13 protein-coding genes are annotated in these 13,401 nt (G+C 66.7%); 1 reads left to right on the plus strand and 12 read right to left on the minus strand.

Translation table 11 applies throughout. The annotated features are described in order from the left end of the window. Positions 1-109: 109 nt before the first annotated feature. Together ACQFZP_RS05180 and ACQFZP_RS05185 are read right to left on the minus strand one after the other, a co-directional pair. A complete protein-coding gene (locus tag ACQFZP_RS05180) occupies positions 110-475 on the minus strand; it encodes a HesB/IscA family protein (protein ID WP_068476349.1) in 366 nt (121 codons plus the stop codon). 100 nt (positions 476-575) lie between these two features. Beyond that, positions 576-1,994, minus strand: a complete 1,419-nt coding sequence (locus tag ACQFZP_RS05185; protein ID WP_211890515.1) for a dipeptidase — start codon at positions 1,992-1,994, stop codon at positions 576-578. Positions 1,995-2,035: 41 nt separating this feature from the next. On the opposite strand from ACQFZP_RS05185, the gene ACQFZP_RS05190 reads away from it, so the two are divergent. Next, on the plus strand, positions 2,036-2,620 hold the full coding sequence (locus tag ACQFZP_RS05190) for a DUF3043 domain-containing protein (protein ID WP_104311856.1): 585 nt from the start codon (positions 2,036-2,038) through the stop codon (positions 2,618-2,620). A gap of 170 nt (positions 2,621-2,790) precedes the next feature. On the opposite strand, the gene ACQFZP_RS05195 is transcribed toward ACQFZP_RS05190, so the two are convergent. The 10 genes from ACQFZP_RS05195 to ACQFZP_RS05240 all read right to left on the minus strand — a co-directional run bounded on the left by ACQFZP_RS05195 (position 2,791) and on the right by ACQFZP_RS05240 (position 13,400). Next, entirely contained in the window at positions 2,791-3,822 is a 1,032-nt protein-coding gene (locus ACQFZP_RS05195; protein WP_211890516.1) for a quinone-dependent dihydroorotate dehydrogenase, read from the minus strand. Next, the gene (nrdR, locus tag ACQFZP_RS05200) at positions 3,819-4,328 is read right to left on the minus strand and encodes a transcriptional regulator NrdR (protein WP_179556804.1); all 510 of its coding nucleotides are present in this window, start codon (positions 4,326-4,328) and stop codon (positions 3,819-3,821) included. Before nrdR ends, ACQFZP_RS05195 begins: the two co-directional genes overlap by 4 nt. Further along, positions 4,328-5,632 (minus strand): histidinol dehydrogenase, encoded by a 1,305-nt coding sequence (gene hisD, locus ACQFZP_RS05205; RefSeq protein WP_211890517.1) that lies wholly within the window; start codon positions 5,630-5,632, stop codon positions 4,328-4,330. The genes nrdR and hisD overlap by 1 nt, the downstream gene beginning before the upstream one ends. A gap of 61 nt (positions 5,633-5,693) precedes the next feature. Beyond that, complete coding sequence (gene dnaE / locus ACQFZP_RS05210) at positions 5,694-9,203, minus strand: DNA polymerase III subunit alpha (RefSeq protein WP_179556806.1); 3,510 nt, start codon at positions 9,201-9,203, stop codon at positions 5,694-5,696. 76 nt (positions 9,204-9,279) lie between these two features. Next, positions 9,280-10,206, minus strand: coding sequence for an RluA family pseudouridine synthase (locus ACQFZP_RS05215; protein ID WP_211890518.1), 927 nt, complete (start codon positions 10,204-10,206; stop codon positions 9,280-9,282). Continuing rightward, a complete protein-coding gene (gene lspA, locus ACQFZP_RS05220) occupies positions 10,206-10,757 on the minus strand; it encodes a signal peptidase II (protein WP_258068099.1) in 552 nt (183 codons plus the stop codon). Before lspA ends, ACQFZP_RS05215 begins: the two co-directional genes overlap by 1 nt. A gap of 10 nt (positions 10,758-10,767) precedes the next feature. Beyond that, complete coding sequence (locus ACQFZP_RS05225; protein WP_104252838.1) at positions 10,768-11,514, minus strand: DivIVA domain-containing protein; 747 nt, start codon at positions 11,512-11,514, stop codon at positions 10,768-10,770. A 224-nt stretch (positions 11,515-11,738) separates the two neighbouring features. After that, on the minus strand, positions 11,739-12,023 hold the full coding sequence (locus ACQFZP_RS05230; protein ID WP_104252837.1) for a YggT family protein: 285 nt from the start codon (positions 12,021-12,023) through the stop codon (positions 11,739-11,741). A gap of 120 nt (positions 12,024-12,143) precedes the next feature. Continuing rightward, on the minus strand, positions 12,144-12,650 hold the full coding sequence (locus ACQFZP_RS05235; RefSeq protein ID WP_104311850.1) for a cell division protein SepF: 507 nt from the start codon (positions 12,648-12,650) through the stop codon (positions 12,144-12,146). 33 nt (positions 12,651-12,683) lie between these two features. Next, positions 12,684-13,400: a YggS family pyridoxal phosphate-dependent enzyme gene (locus tag ACQFZP_RS05240; RefSeq protein WP_104311849.1), complete on the minus strand. Its 717-nt coding sequence runs from the start codon at positions 13,398-13,400 to the stop codon at positions 12,684-12,686. Position 13,401: the final 1 nt, after the last annotated feature.

A 13,401-nucleotide genomic window follows, 5' to 3' on the forward strand; every position in this document is an offset into this window, starting at 1 on the left:
GTGCGAATCGGAAGGGTCGATGACGCGGGGCGCGCGGGGACGACAAAACGGCGCGGTCAGAGACCGCGCCGTTTCGGGTGTGTCGCGAGTGTGAGCCCCGCGTGTCGAGTCAGTGGAAGGAGTCGCCACAAGCACAGGAACCCTGCGCACTCGGGTTGTCGATCGTGAAGCCCTGCTTCTGGATCGTGTCTTCGAAGTCGATCTTCGCGTTGTCAAGGTAGGGAACGCTCATCGGATCGACGATGACCTCCACGCCATCGAAGTCGACCGTCGCGTCGCCGTCGAGGATGCGCTCGTCGAAGAACAGCTGGTAGATGAGGCCGGAGCATCCTCCGGGCTGGACGGCGATGCGCAGTCGCAGGCCACCCTCGCTCTCCTGGCCGATCAGGTTCTTGATCTTGTCAAGGGCCGCCTGGGTCAGGGTCACGGAGTGCGTGGCCTCGCTCACGGTGATGCCTTCAAGAACTGCGCTCATGGATTCTCCTCGTGCTGCTGGGCGGGACGTCCTGCTCCCGCGCTCTTCACCTCAGTAACGGCGTATGGCTCCAGGGTATTCCTCCTCAGCCGGAATCGCATCAGCTGATGTCGGCATCCGGCCGCGCGAAGCGGAGGAGGAAGAGGCTTTCGGCCGAGATCGCGCGACGCAGCACGCCGAGGTCCTGCGACTCGTTGGGGCTGTGCGCCATCGTGGCCGGGTCCTCCACTCCGGTCACGAGGATCTCGGCGTCGGGGTACACCTCTGCGAGGGCGGCGATGAATGGGATCGACCCGCCGATGCCCGTCTCGGCAGGCTCCGCGCCCCACCCGTCGCGCATCGCGGACTTCATGAGGCCGACCGCGGGTCCCGCGGTATCGACGAGGAACGGCTGCCCGACGTCTGGCTGGGTGATCTCGATGTGCGCTCCGAATGGGGCGCGCTCGGTGAGGTGACGCTCGATGGCAGCGTAGGCCTCCGCTGCGTCGTCACCTGGGGCGATGCGGGCCGAGAGGCGGACCGACACGACAGGAAGGAGCGTGTTGGACGCTTCAGCGACGCTCGGCGCATCGATGCCGGTGATGGTGATCGCGGGTTGGTTCCAGAGCCGGTCGTGCATGCTCCCCCGCCCGATCGTCGAGACCCCCTCGAGGAGCTCTGCGTCGCGCCGGACGTCCGCCTCATCCCCGCCTGCTGGTCCCGCGCTGCGCGTGCCGAGACCAGCGACGGCGACCGCGCCATCCGCATCCCAGAGCGTATCGAGCAGGCGCACGGTCGCGAGCATCGCGTCCGGCACTGCACCCCCGAGCATCCCAGAGTGGGACGCATGACCGAGCGTTCGAACGGTGACCTTCATCGTCACGTTGCCGCGCAGGGAGACGGTCAGCCCAGGAGTGGTGGTGGAGGGGTTGTCGCTGTCGGCGACGATGATCGCGTCGGCCCCGAGGGCAGCCCGATGCTTGGCGAGGAAGTCCGAGAAGCTGCGCGAGCCGTTCTCCTCCTCGCCCTCGATGAACACGGAGATGCCGATTCTGGGCCTCCCTGACGTGGCCGCGCTGAGCGCCTCGAGAGCCGCGATATGCGTCATGACTCCCGCCTTGTCGTCACTCGCGCCGCGACCGTAGAGCCGCCCCTCGCGCAGGGTCGGCTCGAACGGCGGGGTTCGCCAGTCGTCGGCGCTCCCCTGCGGCTGCACGTCGTGGTGCGCGTAGAGCAGGACGGTGGGCTGGCCCGGCTCGGCCCGTCGCGTCGCGATCACGGCAGGCTGACCCGCGTAGCCCTCGGACGTCTCGACGCCGTCGATCTCGACGGAGTCGAACAGCTCGAGCTCACGCAAGAGCTCCGCTGTGCGTTCGGCGCTGCGCTGGACGTGCACTCGGTCGAAGGCGTCCCAGGAGACGGACGGGATGCGGACGAGGCCGGAAAGCCGGGCGATCGTGGCGGGAAAACGGTCCTCGACCGCTTCGAGGAGTCGCTGTTCCTGATCGTGTGCATCGAGTGGGGCTTCGGGGAGAGTCATAGCGGTTAGGCTAAATCACACCAGAGTTCTTGAGAGGCATCATGTCGAAGCACGAGTCCAAGAGCGCCGAGACAGCATCGCTTCCCGCGAAGTCTCCGGCGAAGAAGCAGCAGCCGACCCCCACGAGGCGCGAGCGCGAAGCGCAGAACCTGCGTCCCCTCGTCCCAGAGGACCGCAAGCAGGCCAAGCGCGAGATGCAGGCGAAGGTCCGCATCGAGCAGGCGAAGGCACGTGAGGGGCTCGCCAAGGGCGACGACCGCTACCTCCGTCCGACCGAGCGCGGTCCGCAGAAGCGCTTCATGCGCAACTACATCGACGCGAGGTACTCGATCGGCGAGCTGCTGCTGCCGATGATGTTCCTCGTGATCTTCGCGACGTTCATCCCGAGCCAGTCGATCGGCATCTGGGCCATGAGCTTCATCTGGGCGTTCCTCGCCGTGTGCATCCTCGAGGCCGTCATGGTCGCCAACATGATCAAGCGCCGCATCGCCGCGGTCGTCGGCAAGGACAAGGTGGAGAAGGGCATCATGATCGGCACGATCGCCCGCTGCCTGCAGCTGCGAGTCATGCGCATGCCCAAGTCGCAGGTCAAGCGCGGCGCGAAGATCGAGTTCACCGGCAAGTAGTCGCGTCAGGGGCGCGACCGGCTGCCCGCAGAAAAACTCGAAGGCCCGAACGGTATTCCGCTCGGGCCTTCGCTGTTTCACAATCTAGACCCGCAGGATTGCGCGAAGGTGTCAGGCGGCTGGGAATCCGACATGGTGCCCAAACTGAGACCTTCGCGCGGAAGCGTCGGTCAGCGTGCGCGGCGTGCGAGTCCGCGATTGATGCTGGCAGCCCACATGGGACCCGCGTAGAGGAACTCGGTGTAGCCCTGGACGAGGGTAGCGCCCGCATCGAGGCGTCGGCGAACCTCGGCCGCGTCCGCGACCCCTCCGACGGAGATGATGCACAGCCGGTCCCCGGACGCCTCCTTGACGATGCGCAGGACCTCGAGTGAGCGGTCGGTCAGGGGACGACCGGACAGGCCTCCAGCGCCGAACGCCTCCACGATGCGTGCCGACGTGCGCAACCCCGAGCGCGAGATCGTCGTGTTGGCAGCGATGATTCCGGCCAGACCCTCGTCTATGGCCAGCTGAGTGACCTCCCGGATCTCCTCGTCGTCCAGGTCTGGAGCGATCTTGACCAGCAAGGGGACGCCGGGTGCCGCATCCCGTGCCGCACGAAGGATGGGCGTCAGCGATCCAAGGGACTGCAGACGGCGCAGGCCGGGCGTGTTCGGCGAGGAGACGTTCACGACCAGATAGTCCGCGACATCCTTGACCGCGGCCGCGGCGGCCGCGTAGTCGAGATGAGCGTCGTCAGCCTCGGTCGTCTTGTTCTTGCCGATGTTGACGCCGACGATGACGGAGCGGTTGCGACGAGCCGCGATGTTGGCGGCTGCGAGTTCCGCTCCGCGATTGTTGAAGCCCATGCGGTTGATGAGCGCGCCGTCGGCGACGAGCCGGAAGAGCCGCGGGCCGGGGTTGCCCGGCTGCGGGCGGGGCGTCACGGTGCCGACCTCGACGTGGCCGAAGCCGAGCGTGGCGAGGCCGTCGATGTCCTCGGCGTCCTTGTCGAAACCGGCCGCGAGACCGAACGGCGACGCGAAGCTGAGGCCCATCGTCTCGACCCTGAGCGATTCGGCAGGCGCGGCGAGCGGCGAGAGAAACGCAGCTGGGCCGCGACGACCGAGCGCACGGATGACCCCGGAGGCGAGCGCGTGCGCGCGTTCCGGGTCCATCTTGGACAGGACGTGCCTGAACAGCAGACGATAGGCGGCGTTCATCGGGTCTCTCCCTTGACTGTCGACTCGCCGTCGGCTGACTCGGTGGCGTACTGGGCCCTGATGCCGTCCTCGTGCATTCGATCGATGGCGGCACGGAAGTCGTCAAGGCCGGCGAAGCCTTGGTAGACGCTCGCAAAGCGGAGGTAGGCGACGTCATCCAGCTCACGCAGCGGCGGCAGGATGGCCAGGCCGATGTCGTTGGCTTCGATCTGCGAGGCCCCGGTCGCGCGGATGCTCTCTTCCACGCGCTGCGCGAGGAGCGCCAGGTCGGTATCGGTCACGGGCCGTCCCTGGCAGGCCTTGCGGACACCCGCCACGACCTTGTCGCGTGAGAACGACTCGACGACGCCGTTGCGCTTGATGACCGTGAGGCTCGCCGTCTCGGTCGTGGAGAATCGGCGCCCGCATTCCGGGCACTGCCTCCTTCGACGGATCGCGAAACCGTCGTCGCTCGTGCGCGAGTCGATGACCCGTGAATCAGGGTGACGACAGAACGGGCAGTGCATCAGCTGAACCTCGCCGTCACTGCCTCACCGTGCGCCGGGAGGTCCTCGGCGTCGGCGAGCGCCACGACATGCTCGCTCACGGCGCGCAGGGCCTCCCTGTCGTAGCGGATGATCTGTTGCGGGCGGAGGAACGTGTGCGCCCCGAGACCGGGCGTGTGCGCGGCCTGGCCGCCCGTCGGCAGCACGTGGTTGGAGCCAGCGAGGTAGTCCCCGAGGCTCACTGGCGAGTTGGCGCCCATGAAGATGGCTCCAGCGTTGTGGAGCATCGCGAGTACCGCCTCCGGCTCGCGAGTCTGCACCTCGAGGTGCTCGGGCGCGTAGGCATTCGACACCCTCGCTGCTGCGGTGAGGTCGTCGACGAGGATGACGGCGGACTGGCGGCCGCCGAGCGAGACGCGCACGCGCTCGGCGTGCTTGGTCGCCGCTGCTCGGGCCTCGACGCGCTCGAGCACACGCTTCGCCCAGTCCGCGTCGGGGGTGACGAGAAGCGCCGACGCGAGCTCGTCGTGCTCGGCCTGGCTCACCAGGTCCGCGGCGACGTGGTCCGCATCTGCGGAGTCGTCGGCGATCACGAGGATCTCCGTCGGGCCCGCCTCGGAGTCGATGCCGACGAACGACTGCACGATGCGCTTCGCTGCAGCGACGTACACATTGCCCGGGCCCGTGATGACCTCGACCGGTTCGAGGCCGATGTCAGGGACCCCGTGCGCCAACGCGCCGATGGCGCCTGCCCCGCCCATGGCGTAGACCTCGGTGACCCCGAGGAGGCCAGCTGCGCCGAGGATCGTGGGGTGGACACCCCCACCGAACGCCCGCTGCGGCGGCGACGCGATCGCGATCGAGGAGACGCCCGCCGCCATCGCGGCGCAGACGTTCATGACGACGCTCGACGGATAGACGGCCTTCCCGCCAGGGACGTAGAGCCCGACGCGCTTCACCGGGTGCCAGCGGAGCTCGACGACGGCACCGTCACCGAGAGTCGTGACCCTCGGGTCGGGAACCTGGGCAGCCGAGCCAGCGCGGACACGCTCGATCATGGCCTCCAGGCCAGCCCGCACCTGGGGGTCGAGACTCGCCGTGGCTTCGTCGATCGCCTCCTGCGGGACCCGCAGGTGCGGTGGCTCGACACCGTCGAGGCGCACCGCCTGCTCACGGAGCGCGGAAGCTCCCTGCTCGCGGACCGACGAGATGAGCTCGGCGGCCGTGCCGAGCGCACGCCCGACGTCGAGCTCGGCGCGAGGGAGGATGTTCCGAAGCTCGGAGGCGCTGAGCGCAGAACCACGCAGATCGATGAGTTGCATCATGGTGTCTCCATCGTAGTCAGGCGGGAGTGGGGGCCGTCTCGTCCGCGACACGCGACCGGGACTACTCGAGGCAACTGGGCCCGAGCAGAGCCTTCAGCTCCCCGTAGAGGTCCTGGGTGATGCGCACACGGTGCGGCAGCTCGAAGCGGCGGATGACACCCGGCGTGCGAAGTCGGAGCCGCACCTCGCTCTCCCCCGAGTGGCGGCGCAGAACCTTGCCGAGCGCATCCACGACCGGCTCCGTTGCCCGAGTATCCGGGATGGTGAGCGTGAGCGTGCCCGCGTCCTCGGCCGCTGCGATCTTCGGCAGCGTGAGGCCCTGCGCGTGCAGGTTCATACCGTCGTCTCGCTTCGACACGCGACCCTTGACGGCCACGATGACATCGCCTTGGAGCTGTGTCTGGAACTCCTGGTACGTCTTGCCCATGAACATGACGGTCATGGTGCCGCCGAAGTCCTCGACCTCGATCATCCCGTAGGGATTGCCCGAGTTCCGGGCCACCCGATGCTGCACGCTCGTGATGAGGCCGGCGATCGTGACCTGCTGCCCGTCCTCCAGGTGCTCGGCCTGCGTCAGGTCGAGGATGCTGGTCGTCGCCAGCTTCGCGAGATCTCGCTCGAGCCCCGCAAGCGGGTGGTCGGAGACGTAGAGCCCGAGCATGTCCCGTTCGAAGGCGAGCTTGTCGCGGCGGTTGAACTCGGGTCGGACGGGAACGTCGTCCTCCTCGGCTTCGAACTCGTCGAGACCCGCGAAGAGGTCAACCTGCCCGTGCGCCTCGTTCCGCTTGCGCGACACCGCGACGTCGATGGCGTTCTCGTGCACCTCGACGAGGGCGCGGCGAGTGTTGCCAAGCGAATCGAAGGCGCCGGCCTTGATGAGCGACTCCACGGTGCGCTTGTTTGCGACCGTCGTCGGCACCTTCTTCAGGAAGTCATGGAACGAGACGAACGCGGTCTTCGACTCGCGCGCCTTCTGGATCTCCTCGACGACGTTCGCTCCCACGTTCCTCACGGCGCCGAGACCGAAGCGGATGTCCTCCCCCACCGCGGTGAAGTTGACGAACGACTCGTTGACGTCGGGGGCGAGCACCGTGATGCCCATGCGGCGGCACTCGTTGAGGTACATCGCCAGCTTGTCGCGCGAGTCGCCGACGCTCGTGAGCAGAGCGGCCATGTACTCAGCGGGGAAATGGGCCTTCAGATACGCGGTCCAGTAGGAGACGACGCCGTAGGCGGCGGAGTGTGCCTTGTTGAAGGCGTAGTCGGAGAACGGCAGCAGGATGTCCCAGAGCATCTTCACGGCTTCATCGGAGTAGCCGTTGGCGTGCATTCCGCCCTGGAAGCCAGCGAACTGCTTGTCCAGCTCCGACTTCTTCTTCTTGCCCATGGCGCGGCGGAGGATGTCCGCCTGGCCGAGCGAGAATCCGGCGACCTTCTGCGCGATGGCCATGACCTGCTCCTGATAGATGATCAGGCCGTAGCTGGTCGAGAGGATCTCCTGGAGCGGCTCCTCGAGTTGCGGGTGAATCGGGGTGATCTCCTGCTCGCCGTTCTTGCGCAGCGCGTAGTTGATGTGGGAGTTGGCACCCATCGGCCCGGGACGGTACAGCGCGATGACCGCGGAGATGTCCTCGAAGTTGTCGGGCTTGAGGAGGCGCAGCAGGGAGCGCATAGGTCCACCGTCGAGCTGGAAGACCCCGAGCGTGTCACCCCGCGTCAGCAGCTCGTAGGCGCCGACGTCGTCCAGTTCGAGGTCCTCGAGGACGAGATCGATGCCGCGGTTCGCCTTGATGTTGACCACCGCGTCACTCACGATGGTGAGGTTGCGCAGTCCGAGGAAGTCCATCTTGATGAGCCCGAGGGACTCGCTCGCCGGATAGTCGAACTGGGTGACGATCTGGCCGTCCTGCTCCCGCTTCATGATCGGGATGATGTCGATGAGCGGGTCGCTCGACATGATGACGCCGGCCGCGTGCACGCCCCACTGGCGCTTCAGGTTCTCGAGACCGCTCGCAGTGTCGAACACCTTCTTCGCGTCCGGGTTGCTCTCGATGAAGGCGCGCATCTCGGCGGCCTCCGAGTAGCGCTTGTGCTCCTTGTCGAAGATCCCGCTGAGCGGGATGTCCTTGCCCATGACGGCGGGAGGCATGGCCTTCGTGAGCTGGTCGCCCATCGAGAACGGGTAGCCGAGCACGCGCGAGGCATCCTTGAGCGCCTGCTTGGCCTTGATCGTGCCGTAGGTGACGATCTGGGCGACGCGCTCCGAGCCGTACTTCTCGGTGACGTACCGGATGACCTCCGACCTGCGGCGATCGTCGAAGTCGACGTCGAAGTCGGGCATCGAGACTCGGTCCGGGTTGAGGAAGCGCTCGAAGATGAGGCCGTGCCGCAGCGGGTCGAGGTCGGTGATGCCCATGGCGTAGGCCACCATGGACCCTGCACCGGAACCGCGACCTGGCCCGACGCGGATGCCGTTGTCCTTCGCCCAGTTGATGAAGTCGGCGACGACCAGGAAGTACCCCGGGAAGCCCATCTGGTTGATGACGCCGATCTCGTAGTCCGCCTGCTTGCGGACGTCGCTCGGGACCCCGGCCGGGTACCGCTTGTCGAGACCCGCGTCGATCTCCTTGATGAACCAGGTGCTCTCCGTCTCGCCCTCCGGCACGGGGAAGCGAGGCATGTAGTTCGCGCTCTCGTCGAACTCGGCAGAGCACCGCTCGGCGATCAGCAGCGTGTTGTCGCACGCTTCCGGGTGGTCGCGGAAGATCCCGCGCATCTCGGCGGCGGACTTCAGGTAGTACCCCGTGCCGGAGAACTGGAAGCGGTTCGGGTCGTCCATCGTCGAACCGGACTGCACGCACAGCAGCGCCGAGTGGCTGTCGGCGTCGTGCGAGTGCGTGTAGTGGAGGTCGTTCGTCGCGACGAGGGGAAGGCCGAGGTCTTTGGCGAGCTTGAGCAGGTCGGGCATGACGCGCCGCTCGATGTCGATGCCGTGGTCCATGATCTCGCAGAAGTAGTTCTCTGCGCCGAAGATGTCGCGGAACTCAGCTGCCGCTGCTCTGGCCTCGTTGTACTGCCCGAGCCGAAGCCTGGTCTGCACCTCGCCTGAGGGGCATCCGGTCGTCGCGATGAGCCCCTTGGAATACGTGTTCAGCAGCTCGCGGTCCATACGCGGCTTGAAGTAGTACCCCTCCATGGAGGCCCGACTGGAGAGCCGGAAGAGGTTGTGCATGCCCTGCGTGGTCTCGCTGAGCATGGTGATGTGCGTGTACGCACCGGAGCCGGAGACATCATCGCCCCCGCCGTTGCCCCACTTCACGCGCGTGCGGTCACCGCGGTGCGTTCCCGGCGTGAGGTAGGCCTCTGTGCCGATGATCGGCTTGATGCCGTGCTCCTTGGCGGCCTTGGCGAACTCGTAGGCACCGAAGACGTTGCCGTGGTCGGTCATCGCGACCGCCGGCATGCCCTGCTCGACGGCGGCCTTCATGAGTTCGCCGATCCGGGCCGCCCCATCGAGCATCGAGTACTCGCTGTGGACGTGGAGGTGGGCGAACGAGTCTGCTGAAGGCAATGTCTCTCCGAGAAGATGGGTGGATCGGCGCACCCATCTTAGGTCGCCGGAGCGCCTCTGCGGACGAGCCTGTGGACTACAGCTCGCCTTCGCGGAGCAGCTCGAGCGAGTGCGCCAGGTCGTCTGGGTACTCGGTCGTGAAGCGCACGGGCTCGCCGGTCCGCGGGTGGGCGAACCCCAGCTCCTTGGCGTGCAGCCACTGGCGTCTCAGCCCGAGCTTGCCGGCCAGGGTCGGGTCGGAGCCGTAGAGGGGGTCGCCGACACACGGGTGCCGCTGGGCGGCCATGTGCACGCGGATCTGGTGCGTGCGTCCGGTCTCCAGGTGAACCTCGAGCAGCGCCCCGCGCCGGAAGGCCTCGAGGGTCTCGTAGTGCGTGACGGAGGGCTTCCCCTCGCTGGTGACGGCGAACTTCCAGGAGGAGCCTGGGTGGCGACCGATCGGCGCGTCGATCGTTCCCGAGAGCGGGTCCGGGTGTCCCTGCACGACCGCGTGGTAGACCTTCTCGACCTGACGATCGTGGAACGCCTTCTTGAGCTGCGCGTACGCGAGCTCGCTCTTCGCCACGACCATCAGGCCACTCGTGCCCGCATCCAGACGGTGCACGATTCCCTGGCGCTCCGACTGCCCGGAGGTCGAGATGGTGAACCCCGCGGCGGCGAGCGCGCCGAGCACCGTGGGGCCGTCCCAGCCGATCGAAGGATGGGCGGCAACGCCGACTGGCTTGTCGATGACGACGAAGTCGTCCTCGTCGTGCACGATCTTGAGGTCGGGCACGGCGATCGGGACGACCTCGACCGGTCCGGCCTGCTCCCACTCGACGCAGATGACGGCGCCGGCTGTCATCCGGTCGGATTTGCCGACGAGCTTTCCGTCGATCGTGATCCCGCCCGCCGCCGCGATATCGGCGACCTGTGTCCTGCTCAGACCGAGCAGCTTCGAGACGCCTGCGTCGACACGGGTGCCCTCGAGGCCGTCAGGGATCGGGATCGTCCTGGATTGCATTACGCGTCCTTCTTCGCCTTGGGTCGGCGCTTGCCGTCGAAACCGATGTCGAACAGGGTGAGCAGCACGAACGCCGACATCCCAACGACGATGCACATATCGGCGACGTTGTAGATCGCCGGGAGCATCCACGGCGTGTAGATGAAGTCGATGACGTGGCCGACGCCGAAACCGGGCTCGCGGAAGAGCCGATCGAAGAGGTTCCCGAGAGCGCCTCCGAGCACGAGCCCGAACACTGCCGCCCAGCGCTTCGACGCGAGCCTGCGAGCGACGACCAAGATGACGATGACCATGATCGTCGACACGCCCGTGAAGATCCACGTGGAGCCTGCGGCGAACGAGAACGCGGCGCCCGGGTTCCTCACGAAGTGCCACTGCAGGAAGCCGCCGAGCGCCTCGACGGTCTGGCCCTCGGTCATCGAGGAGACGACGAACGCCTTGGATATCTGGTCGAGCGCAAACGCGCCGACGGCGACCGCGGCGAGCATCGCAAGAATGCGGATGCTCGGACGCGATCGCCGTTCGGTGGTCTGCAGAGGTGTGTCCTCCACGTTCCGAGTGCTACTGGCCCGCTGGTGCGGAGCCTTCGAGGACGTCGCTGGCCTGACGGTTCAGGTCGTTGAGCTGGCCTTCGATGTAGGAGCGGAGGTTGTTGCGGTACTCGCGCTCGAAGATGCGGAGCTCCTCGATACGGGCCTCGAGCTTGGTCTTGGCCTCCTCGAGTCGACCGATGGTCTCGCGTTCCTTGGCCTCGGCCTCGGTGACGATCGTGCGGGCACGACCCTCGGACTCGACCGTGATCTCGCGGGCACGCTTCTCGCTGTCGCCTTCGATCTGGCGGGCGCGGGTCTCGGACTCGGCGATGATCTCGCGAGCACGGGTCTCACCCGTGGCGATGATCTCGTCGCGCTTGCGCGTTCCCTCTTCGACGTGCTCGTCGTGGAGGCGGCGGGCGAGGGCGATGAGCGAGCTGCTCGTCTCGGCCTCGTCTGCACCCTCTACGGCGACCGGAGCGGGTGCTGCAGGCTGCGCGAGCGGCGCGATGGGCTCAGGCTCGGGCTCAGGAGCTGCCTCAACCTCGACGCTGGGCTCTTCGACCGGGGCGGGAGCTGCGGCCGCAGGCGCGCTGCTGGCGCGTGCCTCTGCCTCCTCGAGCTGCTGACGAAGCTGCTCGTTCTCCCCCACGAGGCGGCGCATCTCTGCAACGACCTCGTCGAGGAAGTCGTCGACCTCGTCCTGGTCGTACCCCTCGCGGAACTTGGTCTGCTGGAAGCGTTTGTTGATGACGTCCTCAGGAGTGAGTGCCATGTCGGCCACCTTTCGACTCTCTCTGCGATTGGTCTGTATCTGGAAAAGACTCTGGGTCTGACGAGCAGACTCCGGGTCCGGCGTGACAACACTAGCGTTGCCCAGATGTGCACGCAGAACGTTGCTGTGCTGCGCAGCACATAGGTCACATTACGGCACTTGGGTCCCGCGCGTCACATTCTGTCGGGAAAGTCGCCATTCACCTAATGGAGAACGCTCGGCGCTTAAAGCAGGCGCACGAGATTCGATGTGATCACCAGCGCGAACATGACGATGATCCACGCGAGATCGAGGGCGATGTTGCCGATGCGGAGCGGGGGCACGACTTTCCGGACCGCACGAAGGGGCGGGTCGGTCAGCGAGTAGACGCCCTCGCAGAGGACGAGCACGAACCCCTTCGGCTTCCACCGAGGCGCGAACATGCGAGCGTAATCGAGGATCAGCCGACCCCACATCACCATGATGTAGAGGCCGATGACGAAGCCGAGGATCGCGCCGAGGATATTCATTCGTTTCCTGAGATGTTGTCGCGCAGACACGGCGACGGTGCACCCTCAGGATGCACCGTCTCACCGTTCGCGCGAAAGCGGGCCGCTCTGCTGCTCAGCAGAGTCAGGCTGGTTGGGGGTCTACTGGAAGAACGAGGCTTCCTTCTCCGCCTCAAGCTTGCTCGACTCGCCGTGGACGGCGATGTGCTGAGGCGAAAGCAGGAACACCCGGCTCGTCACGCGCTCGATCTTGCCATAGAGGCCCTGGGAGAGCCCGCTCGCGAAGTCGATGAGGCGACGCGCCTCGGCTTCGTCCATCTCGGAGAGGTTCATGATGACGGGGACGCCATCGCGGAAGTTCTCGGCGATGACCTGCGCGTCTTTGTTGTAGGCCTTCGGGTGGACCGTGAGGATCTCGTTCATTTCCGCCATCGCCGGGGTCGAAGTGTGCTTGGGTGCTTTGGTGATCGGGGTCACGGGTGCCGGCTTCGGGCGCTCGGTGACCACCGGAGAGAGCTGCGGCGAAGGTGCCGCGGCTGGCGACTGCCTCTGCTGCTGCTGCGCCTGTGGCGTCTCGTCGTGCAGATTCTGCTCGTCTTCGTCAGCAAGGCCCAGGTAGACCATGGCATTGCGCAGCGGGTTGGCCATTGTGCTCCTCCGTGTGTTCGGCGTGCACCCACGCTACGTCCGGTCGGGTCGCTTTCCCGTGATTGCCGCGCCGATTCTGAGGTGTGTCGCACCGTTTTCGATGGCGTCGGCGAAGTCGTTGGACATACCCATCGACAGCGAGGTCGCGGAAGGCGCCAGCGATTGGATGCGCTGCCCGAGGGCCTGGAGTTCGGCGAAGGCCGCGCGCGGATCCCCCCCGAGTGGCGCCACGCACATGAGGCCCTGGAGTTCGAGGGATTCGGTGCGCAGCACCTGCTCGACGAGCGCCTCGAGCTCCGTCGGCTGAACGCCGCCTCTGGCAGGGTCCGGCGTCATGTTGACCTGCACGAACGCCCGCAGCGGGTGCGCCCGCTCGACGCCCGACAGCGCGTCGACGAGGCCTCCTCTGTCGATCGAATGGACGGCATCCACGTACTGGGCGATCTGGCGCGCCTTCTTGGTCTGGATCTGACCGACGAAGTGCCATTCGAGGTCGGCGCGCTCTGCGAACGCCGCCGCCTTGTCTCTGGCCTCCGGATGCCTGCTCTCGGCGAAGCGACGAACGCCGAGGTCGACCAGATCGGCGACGAGCTCGGGGCCGTGGAACTTCGTGACGGGGATGAGAGTGACGTCCGAGGGATCGCGTCCCGCGCTGAGACAGCTCTGGTGGATGGCGGCCTGAACCGCCGAGAGGCGCTCGGCCAGCGTCTGATGACCCTGGCCGAGCGCCTCTCCAGCTTGCTCTGGCATG

This window comes from Pseudoclavibacter sp. Marseille-Q434 (assembly GCF_050315415.1).
In the GTDB taxonomy this organism is placed as follows: domain Bacteria; phylum Actinomycetota; class Actinomycetes; order Actinomycetales; family Microbacteriaceae; genus Pseudoclavibacter.